General features: G+C 61.8%; 20 protein-coding genes. 14 read left to right on the forward strand and 6 right to left on the reverse strand.

Features of this window, described 5'->3' with window-relative positions:
- Positions 1-22 precede the first annotated feature (22 nt).
- The gene (locus tag Q0974_RS06070; RefSeq protein ID WP_299323828.1) at positions 23-928 is read right to left on the reverse strand and encodes a hydroxymethylglutaryl-CoA lyase; all 906 of its coding nucleotides are present in this window, start codon (positions 926-928) and stop codon (positions 23-25) included.
- 65 nt (positions 929-993) lie between these two features.
- Here Q0974_RS06070 and Q0974_RS06075 point away from each other — a divergent pair, with 65 nt between their 5' ends.
- Positions 994-2,175, forward strand: a complete 1,182-nt coding sequence (locus Q0974_RS06075; protein ID WP_299323830.1) for a CoA transferase — start codon at positions 994-996, stop codon at positions 2,173-2,175.
- Positions 2,176-2,177: 2 nt separating this feature from the next.
- Positions 2,178-2,807 carry an isochorismatase family protein gene (locus Q0974_RS06080; protein ID WP_299323832.1) on the forward strand — a complete coding sequence of 210 codons (630 nt, stop codon included), beginning with the start codon at positions 2,178-2,180 and terminating at the stop codon, positions 2,805-2,807.
- Here Q0974_RS06080 and Q0974_RS06085 read toward each other — a convergent pair.
- A complete protein-coding gene (locus tag Q0974_RS06085) occupies positions 2,783-3,397 on the reverse strand; it encodes a GntR family transcriptional regulator (protein ID WP_299323834.1) in 615 nt (204 codons plus the stop codon). The two genes, Q0974_RS06080 and Q0974_RS06085, sit on opposite strands and share 25 nt — an antisense overlap.
- Positions 3,398-3,524: 127 nt before the next feature.
- Here Q0974_RS06085 and Q0974_RS06090 point away from each other — a divergent pair, with 127 nt between their 5' ends.
- The 4 genes from Q0974_RS06090 to Q0974_RS06105 are packed head-to-tail and all read left to right on the forward strand — an operon-like array spanning position 3,525 to position 7,623.
- Complete coding sequence (locus Q0974_RS06090) at positions 3,525-4,259, forward strand: aspartate/glutamate racemase family protein (protein ID WP_299323837.1); 735 nt, start codon at positions 3,525-3,527, stop codon at positions 4,257-4,259.
- The gene (locus Q0974_RS06095) at positions 4,256-4,645 is read left to right on the forward strand and encodes a nuclear transport factor 2 family protein (protein WP_299323840.1); all 390 of its coding nucleotides are present in this window, start codon (positions 4,256-4,258) and stop codon (positions 4,643-4,645) included. The genes Q0974_RS06090 and Q0974_RS06095 overlap by 4 nt, the downstream gene beginning before the upstream one ends.
- 13 nt (positions 4,646-4,658) lie before the next feature.
- Entirely contained in the window at positions 4,659-5,057 is a 399-nt protein-coding gene (locus Q0974_RS06100; RefSeq protein ID WP_299323842.1) for a nuclear transport factor 2 family protein, read from the forward strand.
- Between the two features lie 34 nt (positions 5,058-5,091).
- Positions 5,092-7,623, forward strand: coding sequence for a TonB-dependent receptor (locus tag Q0974_RS06105; RefSeq protein ID WP_299323845.1), 2,532 nt, complete (start codon positions 5,092-5,094; stop codon positions 7,621-7,623).
- 75 nt (positions 7,624-7,698) lie between these two features.
- Here Q0974_RS06105 and Q0974_RS06110 read toward each other — a convergent pair whose 3' ends face one another.
- Both Q0974_RS06110 and Q0974_RS06115 read right to left on the reverse strand, forming a co-directional pair.
- Positions 7,699-8,850: an acyl-CoA dehydrogenase family protein gene (locus tag Q0974_RS06110; RefSeq protein WP_299323847.1), complete on the reverse strand. Its 1,152-nt coding sequence runs from the start codon at positions 8,848-8,850 to the stop codon at positions 7,699-7,701.
- A complete protein-coding gene (locus Q0974_RS06115; protein ID WP_299323850.1) occupies positions 8,850-9,152 on the reverse strand; it encodes a GNAT family N-acetyltransferase in 303 nt (100 codons plus the stop codon). The genes Q0974_RS06110 and Q0974_RS06115 overlap by 1 nt, the downstream gene beginning before the upstream one ends.
- Positions 9,153-9,298: 146 nt before the next feature.
- Between Q0974_RS06115 and Q0974_RS06120 the strand changes: the two genes are divergently transcribed.
- Genes Q0974_RS06120 through Q0974_RS06130 form a run of 3 tightly spaced genes read left to right on the forward strand, consistent with a single transcriptional unit; the run spans position 9,299 to position 12,265 of the window.
- The gene (locus Q0974_RS06120) at positions 9,299-10,372 is read left to right on the forward strand and encodes a Gfo/Idh/MocA family oxidoreductase (protein ID WP_299323854.1); all 1,074 of its coding nucleotides are present in this window, start codon (positions 9,299-9,301) and stop codon (positions 10,370-10,372) included.
- Between the two features lie 4 nt (positions 10,373-10,376).
- Complete coding sequence (locus Q0974_RS06125; RefSeq protein ID WP_299323856.1) at positions 10,377-11,336, forward strand: aldo/keto reductase; 960 nt, start codon at positions 10,377-10,379, stop codon at positions 11,334-11,336.
- Positions 11,337-11,350: 14 nt separating this feature from the next.
- Complete coding sequence (locus tag Q0974_RS06130; protein ID WP_299323858.1) at positions 11,351-12,265, forward strand: TauD/TfdA family dioxygenase; 915 nt, start codon at positions 11,351-11,353, stop codon at positions 12,263-12,265.
- A gap of 6 nt (positions 12,266-12,271) precedes the next feature.
- Here the strand turns inward: Q0974_RS06130 and Q0974_RS06135 are convergent, their stop codons facing one another.
- Positions 12,272-13,978: a solute:sodium symporter family transporter gene (locus Q0974_RS06135; RefSeq protein WP_299323860.1), complete on the reverse strand. Its 1,707-nt coding sequence runs from the start codon at positions 13,976-13,978 to the stop codon at positions 12,272-12,274.
- A gap of 232 nt (positions 13,979-14,210) precedes the next feature.
- On the opposite strand from Q0974_RS06135, the gene Q0974_RS06140 reads away from it, so the two are divergent.
- From Q0974_RS06140 to Q0974_RS06150, 3 genes are all read left to right on the forward strand, one after another.
- The gene (locus Q0974_RS06140; protein WP_299323863.1) at positions 14,211-15,041 is read left to right on the forward strand and encodes a cyanophycinase; all 831 of its coding nucleotides are present in this window, start codon (positions 14,211-14,213) and stop codon (positions 15,039-15,041) included.
- A 64-nt stretch (positions 15,042-15,105) separates the two neighbouring features.
- Complete coding sequence (gene cphA / locus Q0974_RS06145) at positions 15,106-17,901, forward strand: cyanophycin synthetase (RefSeq protein ID WP_299323965.1); 2,796 nt, start codon at positions 15,106-15,108, stop codon at positions 17,899-17,901.
- Positions 17,891-19,663: a Mur ligase family protein gene (locus Q0974_RS06150; RefSeq protein ID WP_299323866.1), complete on the forward strand. Its 1,773-nt coding sequence runs from the start codon at positions 17,891-17,893 to the stop codon at positions 19,661-19,663. Before cphA ends, Q0974_RS06150 begins: the two co-directional genes overlap by 11 nt.
- 1 nt (position 19,664) lies before the next feature.
- On the opposite strand, the gene Q0974_RS06155 is transcribed toward Q0974_RS06150, so the two are convergent.
- The gene (locus Q0974_RS06155; RefSeq protein WP_299323868.1) at positions 19,665-20,564 is read right to left on the reverse strand and encodes an isoaspartyl peptidase/L-asparaginase; all 900 of its coding nucleotides are present in this window, start codon (positions 20,562-20,564) and stop codon (positions 19,665-19,667) included.
- Positions 20,565-20,964: 400 nt separating this feature from the next.
- On the opposite strand from Q0974_RS06155, the gene Q0974_RS06160 reads away from it, so the two are divergent.
- Together Q0974_RS06160 and Q0974_RS06165 are read left to right on the forward strand one after the other, a co-directional pair.
- Entirely contained in the window at positions 20,965-21,528 is a 564-nt protein-coding gene (locus tag Q0974_RS06160; RefSeq protein ID WP_299323871.1) for an ECF-type sigma factor, read from the forward strand.
- Positions 21,518-23,881: a protein kinase gene (locus Q0974_RS06165; RefSeq protein WP_299323873.1), complete on the forward strand. Its 2,364-nt coding sequence runs from the start codon at positions 21,518-21,520 to the stop codon at positions 23,879-23,881. The genes Q0974_RS06160 and Q0974_RS06165 overlap by 11 nt, the downstream gene beginning before the upstream one ends.
- Positions 23,882-23,884 lie beyond the last annotated feature (3 nt).

A 23,884-nucleotide genomic window follows, 5' to 3' on the forward strand; every position in this document is an offset into this window, starting at 1 on the left:
GACTGTATCCCCTCTTTGAATTTCAGGCGGCCCGCGCGACGAGCGACGGGAGTTCGCGGCCCATGACGGTCGCGAACCAGCGGTTGCAGGCGATGGCCCTGTCGAGATCGACGCCGGTATCGAAGCCCGATTGCTCTAGCAGATAGACGACGTCTTCGGTCGCGATATTGCCGGTCGCGTTGGGCGCGAACGGACAGCCGCCCAGGCCGCCGAGCGAGGCGTCGATCGTTTCGATCCCGGCCTCGACCGCCGCCCAGGCATTGGCGATGCCGGTGTTGCGCGTGTCGTGCAGATGAGCGCGCAGCGGAATGGACGCGGGTATCGCTTCGCGCACCGCGCCGGCGAGATCCGTCATCTGTTGCGGTACGCCGACGCCGATCGTGTCGGCGATTGCGATTTCCGCGGGTTCGGCTTCGGCCATCGCCTTTGCCATATCGACTACGCGGCTTTGCGGCACATCGCCTTCGAACGGGCAACCGAACGCCGCCGAGATCGTCACCTGCGCGATCATCCCTTCGGCCTTGGCGAAACGGATCATCTCCCGGTTCTCGGCGATACCTTCGGCGATCGTCTGGCCCTGATTCTTCTGCCCGAACGTGTCGCTGGCGACGACGACGCAGCCCACTTCGTCGACGCCGCGTTTTCCGCCCTCGCGCGTCGCAAGCGTGCGCAGCACGCCGCGCTTGTTCAGGCACAGCCCGATATAGCTGGCGTCTGCATGGTCGGGCAGGCCGGCGATGACTTCCTCGGCATCGGCCATTTGCGGCACGCGTTTCGGATGGACGAAGCTCGCCACCTCGAAGCGGCGCAGGCCGGCTTCGTACATCTTCTCGATCAGCGCGATCTTGTCCGCCGTCGAGACGATCTCGGGCTCGTTCTGCAACCCGTCGCGCGGGCCGACTTCCACCAGGCGAACTTTTTTGGACACGTGTTTTGTATACAAAGCGGGTATCGGCTTGTATAGCCGCCAGATTGCTGAGGGAGATTTGGGGCATGGCGAGCGGCGCACTGAACGGGCTCAGACTGATCGAAATGGGCCAGTTGATCGCCGGTCCCTTTTGCGGGCAGCTGATGGCCGATCACGGCGCCGAAGTGATCAAGATCGAGCCGCCCAAGATCGGCGATGCGATGCGGGCGTGGGGGCAGGGCATCCCGCTCTGGTTTTCCGTTGTCGCGCGCAACAAGAAATCGATCACGCTCAATCTGCGCGAGCCGGAAGGGCAGGAAATCGTCAGGAAACTCGCGGCGAAGAGCGATTTCCTGCTGGAAAATTTCCGCCCCGGCACGCTGGAGAAATGGAATCTCGGCTGGGACGAACTCCATGCGATCAACGAGGCGCTGATCATGATCCGCGTGTCTGGCTATGGCCAGACCGGGCCCTATTCTGCGCGCGCCGGTTATGGCGGCATCGGCGAGGCGATGGGCGGCATGCGTTACATTATCGGCGAGCCGGACCGGCCGCCCAGCCGGGCGGGCCTTTCCATCGGCGATTCGCTGGCCGCGACCTATGCGTGTCTCGGCGCGATGATGGCGCTCAATCACCGGCACAATACGGGCAAGGGGCAGGTCGTCGATTCGGCGATCTACGAAGCCGTACTGGCGATGATGGAATCGACGGTGCCCGAATATACGGTGGCCAATCATATCCGCGAACGAACCGGATCGATCCTGCCCAAGGTCGCGCCGTCGAACGTTTATCCGACGAAGGATGGCAGCGTGCTGGTTGCCGGCAATCAGGACAGCGTCTGGAAACGCCTGGCGGCAATGATGGGCGTGCCGGAACTCGGCGACGATCCGCGCTATAACAGCCATATGGCGCGCGGCGAACGCCAGGCCGAGCTCGACGATATGATCGGCGGATGGACGAAAGAGCGAACCAGCGCCGAGGTGCTGGCGCTTTGCGAAGAGTATGGGGTGCCCGCCGGCAATATCTATCGCGCGCCAGAGATGCTGGACGATCCGCAATTCGCGGCGCGCGAGGCGCTGATCGCGGTCGATCATCCGAAACATGAGAATTTCGTCATGCAGAATGTCGCGCCCAAACTGTCCGAAACGCCGGGCAAGGTCGAATGGGTGGGACCTGCGCTCGGCGAGCATAACGAGCTCGTCTATGGCGAGCTTTTGGGCATGGATTCGGCTACACGGGCGGGTCTCGAAGAGCGCGGAATCATCTGACTATGAGCGCGTTGGATGAGGATTATGCCAAGGCCGGATTCAACAAGAGTCTGGGCTTTGGCAAACGGCCGGTGTTGCTCGTTATCGATTTCGTCATGGCCTATCTGGAGGCGGATTCGCCGCTCTATGCGAGTGTGGAAGCGGAACTCGCGGTCAATGAGCGGCTTGTCGCCGCGGCGCGCGATGCCGGTGTGCCGGTTATCTGGACGAACGTGGAGTACGAACCGGGCGGCGCGGACGGTGGGCATTTCTACCGCAAGATCGCCGCGCTCACGGTTTTCGATCGTGGCAGCCCGTTCGGCGCTTTCCCGCCGAGCCTTCAGCCGCTGGCCGGGGAGCGGGTCGTCACCAAACAATATCCGAGCGCCTTTTTCGATACCGGCCTCGCGGAAACCTTACGCGGCATGGATGTCGATTGCTGCGTCATCACCGGGCTGTCGACCTCCGGCTGCGTCCGCGCCTCGGCGCTCGATGCGCTGCAACATGGTTTCATCCCGCTGGTCGTGCCCGAGGCGTGCGGCGACCGGGATCAGGCCGTCCACGACGCCAATATCTTCGATCTCAAGGCGAAATATGCCGATATGCTGAGCGTCGAGGAGGCGCTCGCCTATTTCTCGCGCGTCAGCGACTGAGCGGCCGCCTCGAACACATGGAAGGCGCGCCGGATATGGCTCGTCATGACAGAACGCGCCCATTCTGCATCGCCGCGTTCGATCGCGTCGACCAGCTCGCGATGTTCGGCGAGGCTGCGCTCGAACTGGCCGGCATCATAGTTGCGCGCCGTGCGATGGACGATCGGCTGGCTGACGAGCCGGGAGAGCATCGTTGCCAGCCGCTCCGAACCGGCCCCGGCCAGAACCTCGGCGTGAAAATCGGCATTATGATCGAGAAAAGCCTCCACATCGCGGGGGTCGCCCGCATCGTCGACGATCGCGCGGAGGCGCGCGGCCAGGGCAGGGCCGCCGATAGTCGCGGCGCGGGCCGCGACATGGCCTTCCAGCATGGCCCGCAGGGTGAATATCTCGTCGATATCCTCGACCGACTGGTCGGCGACGAAGCTGCGCTGGCTGTCGCTGCGCGTGACGAAGAACTCGGCTTCGAGGCGTCGGAGTGCGTCGCGGATCGGCGTGCGCGATACGCCGATACGCTCGGCCAATTCTTCTTCTTTCAGCTGCTCGCCGGCGGCCAGGACGCCGTCCAGGATCAGCGATCGGATGCCCATATAGGCTTTATCGGCTGCACTCGACATCAATCGCCTGTTTCCCTTTCCGGAAAAATTGTATACAAAATGGGTCTGCCCGCCTAGACGATAAGCGAAATAGCGCAAAGCGGGACACAAAGGGAGGCTTATGCACCGGATCAAGGTCATCGTTCCGATACCGATGGACGAGGCGGGCGTGGCGAACCGCGCCGAGCAGCTGCCGCCGCCGCTCGTCCGCGATGGGTTCGAGCCGGTGTTCGAGGCCGTGAGCTGGGGCGCAGCGCTCGGCGACAGTTATCACGACATGCTGCTGATGGACTGGACGGTGTTCCAGGCCGGCATCAAGGCGGAAGAAGAGGGCTATGCCGGCGTGCTGATCGACACGGTCAGCGATTCCGGACTGCGCGCGCTCAGATCGCGCCTGTCGATCCCGGTCGCCGGGCCCGGCGAGAGCGCCTTTTACGCCGCCTGTATGATGGGCAAAAAGTTTTCCATTCTGACGATGTGGGACGAATGGTTCCCGCTCTACGAAAAGACGATCACCGAATATGGCCTCGAAAAGCGTCTGGCCTCGATGCGCTCCATCGATACGCGCCCCGACGTCACCGAACTGCTGGCGGGCAAGGAAGAGGTGATCTTCGGCAAGCTCGAAGAGGCCGCGACCCGCTGTATCGAGGAGGATCGCGCCGATGTGATCGTGCTCGGCTCGACGACGATGCACCAGTCGGCCGCGCATCTCGATTCCGTGCTGCCAATCCCGGTGATCAACCCCGGCGTCGTCGCCTACAAGATGCTCGAAACGTTCGTCGAGCTTGGCCTGACGCATAGCAAGAAGGCTTTCCCCACGCCCGAAGTGCCCAAAGACGCGGAGATAACGGCATGAGCAATCCCTATCCCTATTATGTCGATATCGTCACGAAGCGCTATTTCGATGGCGTCGACAATAAGCGCATGGATCAGGTGCTCGACTGTTTCCATGAAGACGCCGTTCTCCACGAGATGACATCGGACACCAAGCATAACGGGATCGATGCGATCCGGGCAATGTTCGAGGGGCTATTCTCGACGAACGGTCGCATCTGGCACGGCAATTTCGTCCATACGGCTGATCCCGAAACCAATTCCGTCTGTTCACAGTTCACCGTTGAGATCGAACCGAACGAGCTGGGCGAGGAACTGATCTACCAGAATTGCAACCGCTTCTATCTGAAGGGCGACAAGTTCCAGACCGTGTTCGTCTACATGAGCGGCGACAATCTGCTGAAATAGGGGAGCGCAAGCGATGCAATATCCGAGCACATTAAACCGCGACGAGCTGATCGAACTCGCGACGAAGACCTATTTCGGCAATGTCGATGCGAAGAATATGGAAGCGACGCTCGACTGCTTTCACGATACAGCGCTCTTCACGATTCAGACCGACCATACGACCCATGAGGGCAAGGCCGGCATCCGCGAAATGTTCGAGACCTTCTTCGGCAGCTACGAAACCATCGTCCATCAGGATTTCAATTGCACGGTCGATGAGAAGAACGGCCGGATCGCGGCCTCGTTCGAGGCCGTCCTGACCGACGAAAATGGCGAGGTCACGCGGCTCTACAACACCAATTTCTGGCGCGTCCGGGGCGACAAGTTCCAGGAAGTGTACGTCTATATGAGCGGGGCCAACGTCCTCGTCTGACACGGCAAGAATAAGAAAGAACAGGGAGACTATCATGTTCAATCGGATCGCACCGACGCTGCTCGCAGCCACGGCGGGCATGGCCATCGCGACCTCCGCCCAGGCGCAGACCACGGGCGGCGGAGCAGGCGCAAGCAGCAGCACCGGCAATGCGCCGATCATCGTGACCGCGCGCCGCCAGGATGAAGCCTTGTCCGATGTCCCGGCGTCGATCACCGTGTTCACCGAAGACCAGCTCCAGACGCAGAATATCCGCCGCGCCGAGGACTTTATCGGCCTGACGCCGGGCGTGACGATCGTAACCAATACGGCGGAAGCCGGCGACAGCCAGATCAATATTCGCGGCATCAACGGGACGCGGGACGCGGAAAGCTCCGTCGCGCTCGTCGTCGACGGTATCCTGCGCACCAATACGGCCGCGCTCAATCAGGACCAGGGCACGCTGCGACAGGTTGAAATCCTCAAAGGTCCGCAGGGCGCACTGTACGGCCGCAACGCCGCGGCCGGCGCCATCGTCATCACGACCGTCCGCCCGTCCGATGTGCTCGAGGGCAGCGTGCGGGGCAGCTATGGCAGCCAGGATACATGGGAGGCCAATGGCTATATCGCCGGGCCGCTGACTGACGGGCTCGGCTTCGTCCTGTCCGCTGACTATCGGTCGACCGACGGATTTTTCGAGAACATCTTCCTCAATAACCGCAACGTCGTGGACGATCAGGAGGTGTGGAACGTCAATGGCCGTCTGATCGCCGAACTTGGCCCGGATACGGAGCTCGATTTCAAGATCCGCTATGGCGAGCTGCGCGGGGCATCGATCAACTTCAACGCGGCCTTCCACCTGCCCAATTTCGCCGGCGCGAACCCGGCCTTTTTCGCCGATGTCGACGATCATGAGTATCGCTATTACAGCAATATCCGGCCCACCAACTCGCAGGATACGCTCGAAGCGTCGATCAAGCTCGAACATGATTTCGGCAATATGCAGCTCACGGCCTGGGCGCTCTATTCGAACATCGAAAACGCCCTGACCGCAGACGGCACGTCGGCCGACTTCGCGCGCTATATCTCAGCGGCGCTATCGCCCGTGCCGATCAGCGCGACATCGACAGCCGTCTCCGATGCCTGTTTTGCGAGCACGGCGGCGCTGACCGGCTTCCCGGTCAACCAGCCCGGCTTTATCGGCCAAGTACCGATCCCCTTCATCTTCGCGCCCGCAACCGGCTCGACCTTCGGCCCCTATTCGCCGACGACCTGTGACGGGACGCAATATCAGATCCGCGATCAGGAAGATTTCAGCGTCGAAGTCCGGCTTTCGTCGAGCGACGGTCCGGTCGATTGGCAGCTGGGTGCCTATTATCTCCATATCGACCGGCAGGTCGGGGTGAGCCTTGGCGCCGATCTCGGCCAGGGCATTACCCGCCAGTTGTTCAACGCGCCCGGCAGCGCCAACCCGACATCGCAGCTCTTCCACGACGACTTCTCGACCGACGTGTTCGCCGCTTTCGGCTCGGTCGAAGCCGAAGTCACGAGTCGGCTGACTCTGGGCGCGGCGGTGCGCTACGATGTCGAGGAACGCAGCGTCGAAAATCTCGTGCCGAACGTGCTGGACCCGATCACGGGGGGGCCGATCAATCCGGGCCAGGCCTTCGGTCCGATCCAGCCGCAGGATGCGAGCTTCGATCAGATCCAGCCGCGCCTCAGCCTTAACTATGCGCTGACCGACGAGATCAATTTCTACGCGACCTGGGGCATCGGCTTCAAATCGGGCGGGTTCAACAATCAGGGTTCCGCCGCCATTGTCGATCAGAATTTCAACCAGTTTCTCGGAACCAACATCCTGATCCAGGATCAATTCAACCGCGAGCGGTCGAGCGCGTTCGAAGTCGGTCTTCGTGGATCGTCGGGCCCGTGGACCTTCGATCTCGCCGGTTATTATACCGAGATCGACGATATGCAGTTCTTCGAATTCTTCGTCGGACCGTTCGGCCTGTTGCGCGTCGTCTCGAACATCGACGAAGTCGAAGTGCTCGGTCTCGAATTCAACACCAATGTCGAAATCGTGCCCGGCTGGGACGTCTTCGGTTCGTTCAACTGGACCGACTCCGAGATCAAGGCGAATAGCTCGCGGCCGAACACCGTAGGCAATGAATCGCCCTACACGCCCGACTATACGATCAATATCGGCAGTCAGGTCGTCGCGCCGATCCACCGCGATTTCGATCTGCTCGTGCGCGGCGATTACCGCATCGTCGGGCCGACCTGGTTCCATACTGTGCAGGATCAAGTGACGCCGACGCTCTTCTCGGGCCTGTTGCCGGGCTCGGCGCTGATGCTGCCGGCGTTCGTCGGCGATGCCGATTATAGTGCGGCGCAGCGCAACAGTTATTCGGTCTTCAACTTCCGTGCGGGTTTCCAAAGCGATCGCTGGAGCCTGATGTTCTTTGCCGAAAACCTGTTCGACGAGGAATATCCGGCCGAGGTAATTCCCGCGATCGAATTCGGCGGCTCGTTCATCTCGCCGGGACCGCGCCGCATCATCGGTGTTGAAGCTGGGTTTAATTTCTAGAAGAAAAAAAGCGGACGCCATAGATACAAAGGCGGGCGGCGCTATGCCGTCCGCCTTTTTTGCACCCGGCTGATCTCAATAGGACCTGGGCAAGCCCAGCACATGCTCGGCGAGATAGGAGAGGATAAGGTTCGTCGAGATTGGCGCGACCTGATAGAGGCGCGTCTCGCGATATTTGCGTTCGACATCATATTCGGCCGCGAAGCCGAACCCGCCGAACGTCTGGATGCAGGCCTCGCCTGCCGCCCAGCTCGCATCGGCGGCGAGCATCTTCGCCATATTGGCGTCCGCCCCGGCATTGTCCCCGGCCTCATATTTGGCGAGCGCATCCTCTACCATCAGCGCTGCCGCGCGCATCTGCGCATAGGCCTTGGCGAGCGGGAACTGGATGCCCTGATTCTGGCCGATCGGCCGGCCGAATACCTGCCGTTCCTTCGCATAGTCCGTCGCCTTGTCGAGGAAGAAGCGTGCATCGCCGATGCATTCGGCGGCGATCAGGATGCGCTCGGCATTCATGCCCGACAGGATGTAGCGAAAGCCCTGGCCCTCTTCGCCGATCAGGTTTGCCGCCGGCACGCGCATATCGTCGAAAAACACTTCCGTAGTCGAATGGTTCATCATCGTATCAATGGGCTTGATGGACAGGCCGTTACCGAGCGCTTCGCGCATATCGACAATGAACACGGACAGCCCGTCGGTGCGTTTTTCGACCGCGTCGCGCGGCGTCGTGCGGGCGAGCAGCAGCATGAGATCCGAATGTTCGGCGCGGCTCGTCCAGATCTTCTGGCCGTTGACGATGTAGCTGTCGCCGTCCTTCTTCGCGATGGTCTTGAGCGAAAGCGTATCGGTACCGCTCGTCGGCTCGGTCACGCCGAACGCCTGGAGGCGCAATTCGCCGCTCGCGATCTTCGGCAGATACTGTTCCTTCTGCGCGTCCGACCCGTGGCGCAGCAGCGTGCCCATGATATACATTTGCGCATGGCACGCGCCGCCATTGCAGCCGCGATATTGAATTTCCTCGAGAATCGCCGCTGCGGCCGATAGCGGCAATCCCGCCCCGCCATAGTCTTCGGGGATCAGCGCCGCGAGGTAGCCGGCTTCGGTCAGCGCATCGACGAACTCGCCCGGATAGGCGCGCGCCTTGTCCTTTTCCTGCCAGTAGCTGCCCGGAAACTGCGCGCAGAGTTTCGCGACTTCCTCACGGATCGCCGAAAAATCCTCCGCCATCAGCCCTGCACCACGTCCTGCCAGTCCGCATGGCGTTGGGCGATCGCTTTGAAGAAGGGGCAGAGCGGGACGATCTTGAAGCCCTTCGCGCGCGCGTCCGCCACCACCCGTTGGGCGAGCGCCTTGCCGAGGCCCCGGTCGCGCAAACTGTCCGGCACGCCCGTATGATCGACAATGACCAATGTCTCCGATGCGCGCGAAAAGGTCAGCTCCGCCTCCTCGCCCACTCCGTCGATCTTCATGAAATAGCGGCCCTTCGATCCGCTATCGTCCAGCTGTATGTCGAGCTTGTCCTCGGCCAATGCAGGGCTCCCAGTCTGTAATTGAGGTCAGTTGACAGTTGCGCCTCTCGCCGTTCGCTGCAAGCCCGCCGCGCGAAGTTTTCGAACGCGGTGGCCCCGTACAGTCCGATCTTGTGTTTTTTCCTGCCCCGACACACAAGCGCGGCGTGGCGGCGGAACGAACCTATGCGATCATCGGATGTGGGATGATGGGCTGCGAGCATATGCAGAATCTCGCGCTCGTACCCGGGGCCGATCTCGTTGCGATTGCCGATCCGGAGCCCTGGTCACGCGATAATGCGGGTCAGCTGGCCGACACGCTCGGGCAAAGCATTACATGCTATGCCGACGTTTCCGCGATGTTGGCGGCGGAAGAGCCCGACGCCGTGATTATCGCCTCGCCCAATCACACCCATTTCGCCGTTGTGCAGCAGGTGATGGACCATGGCTCGGCGATCCTGCTCGAAAAGCCGATGTGTACGACCGTTGCCGATGCCGAAGCGCTGGCGGCGCTGCAGCGCGACTATAATCCGCTGTTCTGGGTCGGCCTCGAATATCGCTACATGCCGCCGGTGACGCGCTTTATCGAGCGCGTGAAGACGGGCGAAACCGGGCCGGTAAAGATGCTTTCGATCCGCGAGCACCGCTTTCCGTTTCTGCCCAAGATCGGCGACTGGAACCGCTTCAATCGTAACACGGGCGGCACTTTGGTCGAGAAATGCTGCCATTTTTTCGATCTGATGCGGCATATCCTGGGCGATGAACCGGTGCGCGTGTTTGCCAGCGGCGCGCAGGATGTGAACCATCTCGACGAGCGCTATGACGGCGAAACGCCGGATATCCTCGACAACGCCTATGTGATCGTCGATTTCGCTGGCGGCGCGCGCGCGATACTCGATCTGTGCATGTTCGCCGAAGGCTCCGAGCAGCAGGAGGATATCTATGCGCTTGGCCCGGCCGGCAAGCTGGAGGTGAAAATCCCGGCTGCCGAAGTGACCTGGTCGCCGCGCGATCGCAGCGGGCCGGTTGTGGAAGCCGTGGCAACGCCGCCCGATGCGCTGGCGGCCGGCTATCATCATGGCGCGACCTATTTTCAGCTGCGCGATTTCCACGCGGCGCTATGCGCGGGCAGCCCGGCGACGGTCACGGCGCTGGACGGGCTACGTTCGGTGCAGATGGGCGCGGCCGCGCAGGAATCCATCGCCACCGGCCAGCCTGTAGCCCTCAATTTCGGAGACTGAACCCATGCCGCTCGACACCATGCCGCAGATCGGCTTCGGCCTCTGGAAAGTCCCGCCGGGGGATTGCGAGGAGACCGTGCTCGAAGCGATCCGGGCCGGGTATCGCCATTTCGATTGCGCGGCGGATTATGGCAACGAAGCAGCGGTCGGGAAGGGTTTAGCCAGCGCCATCGATCAGGGTCTGGTGGCGCGCGACGAGCTCTGGATCACCTCGAAACTCTGGAACACTTTTCACGCGCCCGAGCATGTCGAACTGGCCTGCCGCAAATCGCTCGCCGATCTCGGGCTCGACTATCTGGACCTCTATCTGATCCATTTCCCGATCGCACTCGAATATGTTCCGATCGAGACGCGCTATCCGCCCGAATGGATTCACGACCCGGACGCCGAAAACCCGGTCATGCGCCGCGCTGTCGTGCCGCTGCACGAAACCTGGGGCGCGATGGAGCAGCTCGTCGACAGGGGCCTCGTGCGGAATATCGGCGTCTGCAACTACAACAGCGCACTGATTCATGACCTGATGAGTTATGCCCGGATTGCGCCGAGCGTGCTGCAGATCGAGGCGCATCCCTATCTGACGCAAGAGAAGCTCGTCCGGCTCGCTGGCGACTATGGCATCCATGTCACCGCCTTTTCGCCACTCGGCGCGCTCTCCTATGTCGAACTCGACATGGCCGGCGCGAGTGACTCCGTACTCGAGGAACCGGTCGTCCGCGCGGCGGCCGAGGCGCATGGCAAAACGCCCGCGCAGATCGTGCTGCGCTGGGGTATCCAACGGGGCACGTCGATCATTCCGAAGACGCGCAAGCCGGAGCGGATGCGTGAAAATCTCGCTATAACGGATTTCGCGTTGAGCGACGACGAGATGACGGCGATTTCGGCACTCAACGCCAATCGCCGGTTCAACGATCCCGGTGTGTTTACGGAAGCCGCGTTCAACAGCTTCCACCCGATCTACGATTAGCTATGGTGGTGGCCATGACCGACAGCGCGTTTCCATCCATCGTTAAGGGCTCCGGCGATCTCGCCGCCCATATCGCGGCCGACAAGATCGCGATCGATGCGCAACTGGCCGAGAGCGGCGCAGTTCTGTTTCGCGGATTCGATGTGCCGGATGCGCAGGCCTTCGATGCGGCGGTTGTCGCCTATGGCGAGCCGAACTTCCCCTATGCGGAATCGCTCTCCAACGCCGTGCGCGTCAATGTGACCGACCGCGTATTCACTGCGAACGAAGCGCCGCCGGACACGAGCATCTACCTACATCACGAGATGGCGCAGACGCCCGTCTATCCGAGCAAGCTCTTCTTCTATTGCGAGATTGCGCCGGGCGGCGGCGGTGCGACGCCGCTCTGTCGCTCGGACATCCTGCTAGACGAACTGGCAGCGGCCGATCCCGATCTCGTTGACGACTTCGCCGCGAAAGGCGTGCGCTACACCAATGTGATGCCGGGCGACGATGACGCCGGATCGGGGCAGGGGCGCAGCTGGCGCAGCACGTTGAGCGCTCAGGATCGCGATGCGGCCGAGGCGCGGCTGCGGGCGCTCGGCTATGACTGGGAGTGGCGGGATGACGAGAGTTTGCGCGCGACCACGCCGGTGCTCGACGCCGTGCGGACGCTGCCCGATGGCCGGCGGACCTTTTTTAACCAGCTGATCGCGGCCTTTCGGGGTTGGTCGGACAGCCGCAACGACCCGTCCAAGGCGATTACCTTCGGCGACGGCACGCCGATCACGACCGCACAGATGGCCGATGCGATCGCTTTGTCCGACGCACTGACCTACGATCTCGATTGGCAGGCCGGCGATGTCGCGCTGGTCGATAATTTCCTCGTGATGCACGGTCGCCGCCCTTTCGAAGGCAAGCGCCGGGTGCTGGCGTCGCTCATACAATAGGGCTCGTCAAATAGGCCGCGCGCGCCGCGCCGCCCAGGCCCACATCGCGACATTGCCCAGTGTCAGCATTCCGAGCAGCATCGGTAGCAGTGTTGTCGCGCTGGCACCCGCGGCGAAGCCGATCGGCGAGAAGATCAGATACAGCGCGACGACGCAGGAGAAGAGTGTAATCGCCAGCGGTTTCGCAAAGCGCCACGGCGTCATATCGACCTGGCTGTTCGGTGTGAACGACCAGGCCTTGGCGCGCGGCCGCCAGACGCCGCAGGCCAGCATGATGACGACTTCTATGACGAACAGGATCGCATATTGATGCAGGAAATGCAGTGTGATCGTCTCGTCGAAAACAAAACGCAGCAGGCCATAGGCGACCACATGGAAGACGATCACGAGCTTGGCGCCAAGCGCGGGGACGCGCCGCGTAAACAGGCCGACGATCACGATGACGACGGTCGGGATATTGTAGAAGCCGGTGAACATGCGGATTACCTGCCACAGCCCTTCTTCGGCGAAATAGAGGAGCGGCGCGACGGCGAAGGAGAAGAACGCGATGACGATGCTGGCGATCTTCGCGATGCGGACGAGTTCGCCATCGCTTGCTTTCCCGCCGCGCGCCGGGGCGTAGACATCGAGCGAGAACAGCGTTGCCGCGCTGTTGAGCAGCGAATTGAATGAACTGAACACCGCGCCGAGCAGCACGGCGAGGAAAAAGCCGCTCAAATAGACGGGCAGTACGTCGCGGATTAGCCGGGGATAAGCCTGGTCAATGGAGCCGAGGCCGGGCCCGTAGAGATGGAAGGCGATGACTCCCGGGATCATCATCATGAATGGGACGAGCACTTTGAAAAAGCCGGAGAAGAGTACGCCCTTCTGCCCCTCGGCGAGCGACCGGGCGCCGAGCGTCCGCTGGATGACATACTGATTGGTGCACCAGTAGAAGAGGTTGGCGAAGATCATCCCGGTGAAGATCGTGCCGAACGGGGTCGGGTCCTCTGGCCCGCCGATCGCGTCGAGCTTTTCCGGATGATCGGTTAGCAGCCGGTTGAGCCCCTCGCCGAAATCGCCGCCGCCCAGCGCGACCAGGCCGAGCACCGGCACGAGTATACCGACGATCAGCAGCCCGATTCCGTTGATCGTATCGGACACCGCGACAGCCCGCAGCCCGCCGAACACGGCATAGATCGATCCGGTAATGCCGATCACGATCACCATCGCGACAAGCGCCGGGAAATAGTCGAGGCCGGTTAGCCGCGGCACGTCGAACAGCTGCAGCACCGCGACAGAACCCGAATAGAGGATCGAGGGGATCGTCACGAGGCCATAGCCGAGCATGAACAGGATGACCGACATGCGGCGGACCGTCGGATCGAACCGGTCGTTCAGGAATTCCGGCAGCGTCGTGAAGGCGCCGGCCAGATAGCGCGGCAGGAAGATCAGCGCCATCGCGATGGTCGCGACAGCCGCCGTCACCTCCCAGGCCATGCTCGACAGATTGAAGCCATAGGCCGAGCCGTTAAGGCCGATCAGCTGCTCGGCCGAAAGATTGGTCAGCAACAGCGAACCGGCGATGAAGGTCGCGCCGAGCCCACGTCCCGCGAGGAAATAGCCGTCCTTGGTATCGGCCGTGCCACGCGTCTTCAGCCAGCTGATCCAGCCGACGAGCGCCATGAAGAACAGGCAGCTCAACAGCGTGAAAAGGATCGAGGCGTGCGACACGATGGTTTCCGAACAGAATGGGGTTTCCAAACAGAATGGCCGCAAACGGCCCATCCCCGCCGGGCGCAAGGATGTGAAGCCCATGCTGTCGCGAAAATCCGGCGATGCCGCAAGGTCACAGTCATTCGTGCGGACGTCGTTATGCAGCCGCTGCGCGCAGCCAATTGTTGACTCTGCGGCCTTTGCGATGCTGAGCAGCGCCGCAACAGGATTTCGCAGTTAGGAAGTTTGCATGTGTCCAGCGCCCGTCAGCGACGGAGATCGTCGCGGCTATATCATTCCCATCGGCGGCGGCGAAGATAGAGGGCTCGAACCCGCGGTATTGAGCCGCTTTGTCGAGATCGCCGGCGGCGACAAGGCCGATATCGTGATCCTACCGACCGCATCGACGCTGGAAAGCACCGGCCCGCTTTACGAGGAACTCTTCGACGGGCTAGGCGCGGCGTCCGTCCGCTCGATGCCGATCGCCACGCGCGAGGATTGCAACGATCCGGCGCATGTGGAGAGTTGCGAACAAGCCACCGGCATCTTCATCACCGGCGGCAACCAATTACGGCTGTCTACCATTCTCGGCGGCACCGATGTCGCGCAAACTTTGCGCCGGGTGAATGCGCAAGGCGTGCCGATCGCCGGGACCTCGGCGGGCGCGTCGATCATGTCGGAACATATGATCGCGGGCGGCGAGGCGGATGCCGGACCGGCGGAAGGTGGCGCGGTTCTGGCCCCGGGTCTGGGGCTCACCAACGCCGGCGTGATCGACCAGCATTTTTCCGAACGCTATCGCTTGGGCCGGCTGCTCTCTGCGATCGCGCTCAATCCGTTTCTCCTCGGCATCGGTATCGATGAGGATACCGGCGCCTTTATCGATCCCGATGGCGTCGCGGAGATTGTGGGCAGCGGCACGGTAACGATTGTTGACGGCGCGGACTTGAAATATTCATCGGCCCATGCGGCCAATCGCAAAGAGGGGCTGGGCATGCTGGGGCTCAAACTGGATATCCTGCATGAGGGCTGCCGCTATGACCTGAACGCCCGCAAGGCCTTTGCACCGGGCGAAGGATAGGGCAATCATGCGTATCGGCGCGTAGAAGCCAGACAGGTTAGCAAGGGGACGGACCATCAAGATACTGAGCACCAACCTCTATGTCGGCCCCAACCAATATGCGAGTTTTCGCGTCATCCGGCATGTCGTGGATATTGGCATCCTTGAGGAATGGCCGTCGGCGCGGCTCGGAAAAGACTTCATCGATGGCCTGATCGCGGCGCTGCCCGGGATTGAGGAGCATGGCTGCTCTTATCGCACGCCCGGCGGTTTCGTTCGCCGTATGCGCGAGGATGAGGGCACCTGGATCGCGCATATCGCCGAGCATGTCGCGCTCGAGCTGCAATGCGTGGCCGGCAACGAAGTGAGTTTCGGCCGGACGCGGTCAGCCGGCGAGGTTGGCCATTATAATCTGGTCTATGCCTATATTCACCGCGATGTCGGGCTGGCCGCTGGGAAGTTGGCGATCAAGCTGCTCATTCATCTGATGCCCGAAGAGGTGCAGCAGCAGCTCGATTACGAACTTGATCCCGATTTCGATTGGGACGAGGAGCTGCGAAGTTTCATCAAACACGCGCAGCGTCATGCCTTCGGGCCGAGTACCGCATCGCTCGTCGCGGCGGCCGAAGAACGCGACGTGCCCTGGCTCCGGCTTAACAAGCACAGCCTTGTCCAGTTCGGCCATGGCAAGCATCAGCAGCGTATTCAGGCGACGATCACCAGCGAGACCAAACATATCGCGGTGGAGATCAGTTGCGACAAGGAAGACACGCACCATCTGCTCAACGATCTCGGCCTGCCCGTGCCCAAGCAATATATGGTCTATGGCCCTCGCGAGGCGGTGCGCGCCGCGCGCAAGATCGGCTATCCGGTCGTGGTGAAACCGCTCAACGCCAATCATGGCCGCGGCGTCTCGATCAATCTCGACAACAAGACGGACGTTGCCGCGGCCTTCGATGTCGCGCAGGAGGCGGGCACGAGCGCCGCGGTGCTCGTCGAAAGCTATATCACGGGTTTCGATCATCGCATGCTGGTGGTCGGCGACGAACTGGTCGCGGTCGCCAAGCGCGTGCCCGGCCATGTCGTCGGCGACGGCAAGTCGACGATCGAAGCGCTGATCGAGAAGGTGAACGAGGACCCACGGCGCGGCGTCGGCCATGAGAAGGTGCTGACCAAGCTTGAGCTCGATCATCAGGCGATGCGGCTCATGAAAAATGCCGGCCATACGGCTGAAACCGTCCTCCCGGAAGGCGAGACCTTCTATCTGCGCGACACGGCCAATTTGTCGACGGGCGGCACGGCGATCGACCTGACCGATGTCGTCCATCCCGACAATCGCGACATGGCGATCCGTGCCGTCGGCGCGGTCGGCCTCGATGTCGGCGGCGTCGATTTCCTGACCGACGATATTTCCAAATCCTACAAGGCTATCGGCGGCGCGATCGTGGAGGTGAATGCCGCGCCCGGCTTCCGCATGCATGTCGCGCCGAGCGAGGGCGAATCGCGCGATGTGGCAGGCAAGGTGCTCGACATGCTCTTCCCGCCGGATCGGCCGCGCCAGATCCCGATCGCCGCGATCACCGGGACCAACGGCAAGACGACGACCGCGCGCATGCTCGCCCATATCATGAAGAATTGCGGCCATACCGTTGGCCTCACGACAAGCGATGGCGTCTATGTCGATGGCAAGCAGATCATGAAGGGGGACACCACCGGGCCGCAATCCGCGCAGATGGTGCTCCGTAACCCGACGGTCGATTTCGCGGTGCTTGAGACCGCGCGGGGTGGCATTGTGCGCAGCGGGCTTGGCTTCCAGAATTGCAATGTCGGGGCATGCCTCAACGTCTCATCGGATCATCTCGGCCTGGGCGGGATCGACACGATCGAGCAGCTAGCGCGGATCAAGCGGATCGTGCCAGAATCGGCGACGGACACGGTCGTGCTCAACGCCGATGACAAGAACTGCCTGCTCATGGCCGATTATTGCGACGCCGAGCATATTCTCTACGTCACGATGAACCGCGAACATGCGCTCGTGAAACAGCATATCGATGCGCATGGCAAAGCCGTGGTGCTTGAAAAAGGCATGAATGGCGACATGATCGCCATCTACGACAATTGCACGCACCTTCCGGTCATCTGGACCCATCTGATCCCGGCGACGGTCGAGGGCAAGGCGATGCACAATGTCGAGAACGCCATGTTCGCGATTGCCATGGCCTATAGCTTCGGTGTCGATGTCGAGCAGATCGAGCTGGCGATGAAGAGCTTTAATACCACCTTCTCGCAAGCGCCGGGGCGGATGAACGTCTTCGAAAAGCTGCCGTTCCGCGTGGTTCTCGACTATGCCCATAACGCCGCGGCGTTCGAGGAGATCACCGGCCTGGTCGACAAGCTCGACACGCATCACAGAAAAACCATCGTCGTCTCTTGCCCCGGTGACCGGCGCGACGAAGACGTTACCGAAGCCTGCGAGATACTGGCCGGTCATTATGACCGCTATATCCTGAAGGCCGACGATAACCGGCGCGGGCGGGGCGAAACCGAGATTCCGGACATGATGAGGGCGCAACTCCTCGGTCACGGCGTGGCCGAGGATGCGATTACGATCATTCCGGACGAGCAGGAGGCCGTCGCACATGGTCTCGAAACGTCCGAGGAGGGTGACCTGCTGCTTGTCATCGGCGACAATGTCACGCGCTCCTGGAAGCAGATCGTCCGCTTTGGCAAGGATAAGGAGCCGGTCTTCGAAGCCAGACAACCGGAAAAGTCGAAAAAGACGGCGGCTGCTCTGGAAGAGCTGATCGATTTCGATGATCTGCTTGTCAGCGACGATCGGGGCGTCCGGCTGGCGCGCAACGAAGACGAGGATGGCGACTGAGGTGGCGGAGAATACGCGCGCCGACATCGAGACGATCGAAACCTATCTTGAGATACCGATACCGGAGTCGGACCGGCTGATCCTCGAGGAAAGCCGGCGGATTACCGGGCCGGGCATGATTTGGGACCGGCGCGGGGCGCTGCTCGATATTCTCGTCGAGGGGTTTGACAAGGCGGCGGTGGTCGCCGCCTGGGAATCCGATATGCAGCGCGTGCTCGATGCGCTGGGCTGGACGGGCAGCCGGCGCATCTCGCGGATCTTCGAAAATGGCGTGACGCTGATGATCTCTGCCCCGGCGGACCTGCTCTACAGCGCCGTGTTCGCGATCGAGACGGCCTGGCATTTCACGGCGAACGCATTGCTCGGCGAGGCGCCGGACGATTTCGAGAGCATGATTGCCGATCTCGAAACGGTCATCGCGATGGAGCGCAACCCCCCGCTGATCGCCCTGGAGCGCGCAGCAACGGAGTGCGGCATCGATTTTCTAAGCGACGACGATCATGTTTCGCTCGGCCATGGCACGGGGTCTGTCGTCTGGGGTGTGGGTGAACTGCCCGATCCCGACGCAGTCGACTGGGGTTCGTTGCACAATCTGCCGGTCGCGTTGATTACGGGCACCAACGGCAAGTCGACGAGCGTGCGGCTGAGCGCGGCAATCGGCGAGGCGGCGGGCCTCGTCGCGGGGTCGACCTCCACCGACTATGTGAAGCTTGGCGACGATATCCTCGATTATGGCGATTATTCCGGGCCGGGCGGCGCGCGTATGCTGCTGCGCGACAAGCGGCTGGAAATCGCGTTTTTGGAAACTGCACGTGGCGGCATTTTGCGTCGGGGTCTGCCGCTCTTTCAGGCGCGCACGGCGCTCGTGACCAACATCGCCAACGACCATCTCGGCCAATATGGCGTGAATACGGTCGAAGCGCTGGCCCAGGCCAAGTTCGCCGTCGCGCGTGCCGTTTCGAAGGACGGTGTGCTCGTGCTGAATGCCGACGACCCGCTCGTGGTCGAGAATGGCGAGAAGTTCGACAAGACCAAATGCTGGTTTGCGCTCTCGCCGGATAATCTGAAGATCGTGGCGGCGTGGGAGAAGGGCGCGCCCTGCTGCTGGTATGAGGCGGAGGCCATCCGCTATTTCGACGGCACCGATATCGCCTTGCGGATAGCTGTCGCCGATATCCCGATCACCATGGATGGCGCGGCGGCGTTCAACGTGCAGAATGCAATGGGCGCGATGGGCCTCGCCAAGGCGATGGGCATCGACAATGCCGCAATCGAGAAGGGCCTGACCACATTCACGGCCTCGCCGGACGATAATCCCGGCCGGTGCAATGAATTCGACGTGAAAGACGCGCGGCTATTCGTCGATTTCGCGCATAATCCGCATGCGATTGGGGCCATGTCGAGCCTGCTCGATAATCTCTCGGCCAACCGCAAATATCTGATGATCTGCCAGGCCGGCGATCGGTCCGATGCCGAAATCGGCGAATTGACGCGCGGTGCGATCGGCTTCGGGCCCGATCAGGCCGTGATCGTGGAACTGTCGGACTATCTGCGTGGTCGCGAGCCCGGCGAGGTTCCGGCGCTGATCGAAGCGGCTTGCGTCGACTCGGGCATCGGGAAAGACCGGATCGTCCATGTCGGGTCCTCGGCCGAAGGCGCGCGATATATTCTTGATGCGATCGGGGAGGGCGATGTCGGGCTGCTGCTGGCGCTGGCGGATCGCGACGAGGTGTTCGAACTGATCCGCGCGGCCCAACACTAGGCTAGCGGCAGGGTTCGAAAACCGCCGTCATCATCTGCATGTCATCCGATACCGCTGCTCGCTTCATACCGTCCGAGTTATAGAGCATGGCAATCTCGCCGCTGCGCAACACCGCGATCGCGCCGCCATCGCCGCCCAGGCTTTCGACATCATCCAGCATCGCCCAGAGCGCTTGTTCCAACGTATCGCCGGCAAGCTTGAACCGGTTCGCCGCAGTTAGCGCGCCGCCCGCGCGAATAAAATGCTCGCCGGTGCCGGTGCAGGAGATGGCGACGTCCTGATCGGCCCATGTCCCGACGCCGATAATCGGCGTGTCGCCCACGCGCCCTGCAGGTTTTCCGAAAACTCCGCCCGTCGATGTCGCGGAGGCCAGATTGCCATGTATGTCCAACGCGACCGCGCCAACCGTGCCATGGACCATATCGCGCACGCTGACATCCTCTTCGCTCACACCGACCGGGAGGACGTAATAGTCACCCGCTTCATCGATTGTTTCAAAGCCCTCTTGTGTCGCAAAGGCGTTCGCGCCCGCCCCGGCCAGCATGACGCTGGCCGACCGTTCCATGACCCCACGCGCCACTTCGACCGGGCTGACGACATCGCGGATCGCGGCGACCGCACCGGCATTGCGTGTCGCGCCGTCCATGATGCTGGCATCCAGCTCGACCGCACCCGATGTGTTGCGCGCCGAGCCCTTGCCGGCGACATAGAGCCCCGAAACCTCCATCTCACGGACCATGGATTCGACGACATCGAGGCCGGTCCGGCCGCCCCGCAACATCGCCTCCCCTTGGGCAGTCAGCTCGGCCAGATGCGCTTCGACTGGCGCATAATCCGCACCGAGCTTAGCGCCCGCGCCGCCATGCAGCGCCAGCGCAAATCGGACGGTACCATCGGACATCGCGTAGACCTCAGCAATCTAGAAACTGCGGGCTATACCTCTGTTGAAGACATCCGACACATAAAATATCTGACGCAGATGCTGCGTGACGTGTTCTCAGCGCGTACTGGCGAACAAGTGGGTAGTCCTGGGTCGCAGCCTTGGTGCTGGCACGGCGTTTTCCGCTCCCGCAATATGATCCGATTTGCTCGAATTCCGCGCTTATCTTGGTGAGACCCATTTAACGGCCCTCATCGCTGTCTGGCACCAGGCCAGCGAAGGGGGCAGCCGAGATTGAGGGGATGCCATGGCTAGCGTGGCAGTGCGGGGAGATCACTGCGATACAGTGAAACTGGACAACCTCAGGGCTGCCGGGCAATGATCGTGTTCGGTGGTCATTCGGCGTTGGGGGACGCGTGGCATGGGCGAGGAAGCGGACGCACCGGCGACGCAGCTGCTGCGCCAATGGCGCAATGGCGACGAAGACGCCCAGGAAGCGCTCATCCGCCTGTTCTATCCGCGTCTTCAGAAAAAAGCCGCCGGGCTGCTCGCGCACGAAAACCAGATATCGCTGGCGCCCGGCGACCTCGTACATGAATCGATCATCCGGATCATTAACAGCGAACAGCTCGACTGGCAGGATCGTGCGCACTTCCTCGCGCTCTCGTCCCGTCTCATGCGGCGCGTGCTCATCGATCATATTCGCGCGAAAAATGCCGACAAACGCCGGCATCGGAGGGTTACCCTCATGACGGGCCTGCATAACGGCCAGCGCATGGATCTACAGGCTTTGCACCATGCCCTACTACGGCTCTCCGCTATCGATCGCGAAAATGCGGATATTGTTGAGATGCGCTTCTTCGGCGGCATGTCGATTGCCGATGTCGCTACGGTGACCGGCCTTTCCGAACCCACTGTAAAGCGGCGCTGGGCGGCGGCGCGCGTTTGGCTGGCGGACGCGCTGGGGAATGGCAATGTCGGCTGACGACATAGCGATCGAGAAACAGGCTCTCGCCCTACTGGAACAAATACTGATCGTGCCGGAAAGCGAACGTGAGGCATGGCTTACCGACAACCGGCCGGAAGACCCCAAGGTCGAGGCACGGTTGCGCAAACTGCTGGAATCGGCGGGCGTCGCGGACGGTCTGATCGAAACGGGCGGTATGGGTACCATGTCCGATGCTGACGATCCGCCTGAACGCGTTGGCGCCTATGCGATTGAGGGACTTATCGGTGAGGGCGGTATGGGCGCGGTATTCCGCGGGCGGCGCGATGCCGGGGATTTCGACCATGAGGTCGCGATCAAGCTCATCCGGCCGGGAGCGCTGACACCGGCGCTGATCGAACGGTTCGAGCGCGAACGCCAGATTCTCGCCGGGCTATCACATCCCCATATCGCGCGCCTTTACGATGGCGGGACGTCGGACGACGGCAATCCCTATATCATCATGGAATATATCGAGGGCATGCCCATCGTGAAATGGGCCGATAGCGAAAGGCTCGATCTCGACGCGCGTATGGCACTATTCGAGACCGTCTGCGAGGCCGTGCGCTTTGCGCATCAAAATCTGATCGTACACCGGGATCTGACGCCGTCGAACGTTCTCGTCACGCCCGAGGGTCAGGCCAAGCTCATCGATTTCGGTATCGCCAAACCGCCCGAGTTGGAGGACGGGCAGGGCGGCAACAGCAAGGGATCGCTGACGGGCTTAAGCCTCACCCCCGGTTTCGCGGCACCTGAGCGTATCGCCGGTGCGCCGACATCAACGCTGACCGATATCTATTCGCTCGGGAAACTGCTCAAACTTCTTGTCGTGCGATGGATGGGTGATGGCGATATCGCGGCCATCGTCGCAAAAGCGACCGCCGACGAACCTGACAGTCGCTATCTTTCGACCGACGCGCTGTTGGACGATGTCCAGCGCTTCCGCTCCGGGCGCGCCGTGGCGGCAAGGGGCGGTGGCCGGGCATATGTGTTGCGCAAATTTGTCAGCCGGCAGAAATTTGCCGTTGCCGCGATTGCCGCGATTGTTCTTCTGCTGGTCGGCGGTCTGACGGTCTCGCTGATCGGGTTCGGCCAGGCCCGCACCGCACAGGCTGAAGCCGAAGCGCGCTTCGGCGAAGTGCGTGAAATGGCGAATACGCTGCTTTTCGATATCTACGATTCCGCCGAATCCGTACCAGGCACGACGGAAACCCGGCGGATGCTCGCCGCCACCGGGCAACGCTATCTCGATGCGCTGGCCGCCGACCCCGATGCACCGGTCGATGTGCGGCTCGAGGCCGGACGCGGCTATACGAGGCTTGCGGACGTGATGGGCGGGGCAGGCGGCGGCAATTTGGGCCTACGCGATGAAGCGCTGGCGAACTATGAGCGCGCGGACGAGATTCTAACGGCTCTGTACGAGGCGTATCCGACGAATGAGGATGTCGCGCTGGCGCTCGCCAATTTGCGGTATCGGCGTTCGCTTGCAATGGTGCATATCACGAGTGAGTATGAGCGCGGGATGGCGTTTGCCCAATCCATCGGCCCGATCCTGGATCGTGCATGCGAAGACCGGGATCAGTGCGTTCTGCTGCGGGCGCAGGCCTTTGTTCTCGAAGGCGAGAATCTGCACTGGCTGGAACGGCCGGATGACGCACTCGCGCGTTACGATCGCGCGCTCGCGGAGATCGAGGGGATGAGCGCCGATTTCCGGCAGACGGAAGATGCGGTTCGCGCAGAGGCCCGCGCCTATTTCCTGAAATCGCGGGCATTTTACGCGCAGGAAGATTTCGAGGAAACGGTCCGGCAGACAGAAACTGCGGCGCAATTGCTCATCGATGCACAGGAACGCGACATGGTTTCACCTGGGCTCGATCGGGACTTGGCCGGCGTGGAATTTGTGCGCGGTGGAACGCTGAACGATCTGGAGCGTACAGCCGAAGCGCTGCCGGCACTTAACCGCGCTCATGCGATCATGCAGCGGCTTGTCGCGGCAGACCCGGAAGATATGGGCAGTCTTAGACTGCTCGCGGTTGCCGGCGGAACGCGTGCGCTGACGTTAGCGTCGGCGGGTGACTATGAGCAGGCGATCGAGGGTGGCCGCGCGGCTCTGGACATTCGTCAGCGGCTCGCAAGCCAGCATCCAGACCAAGTCGGCTTCTTCCGGGATGTCGCAATCCAGCTCAAAGATCTTGGCGACATATACAGTCGCTCCGGGCGAGTCAGCGATGCCTGTCGATATTGGCGCAGGGCGATCGAACAATTCGATACGCTCGATAGGCGATGGGGACTAAGTGATTTCGATCGCAATTTTGCTTATGCGCAGGCACAAGAATCGCTCAATTCATGTTGACTT

Origin of the sequence: Parasphingopyxis sp. (genome assembly GCF_028279465.1) — a bacterium.
Lineage (GTDB): Bacteria > Pseudomonadota > Alphaproteobacteria > Sphingomonadales > Sphingomonadaceae > Parasphingopyxis.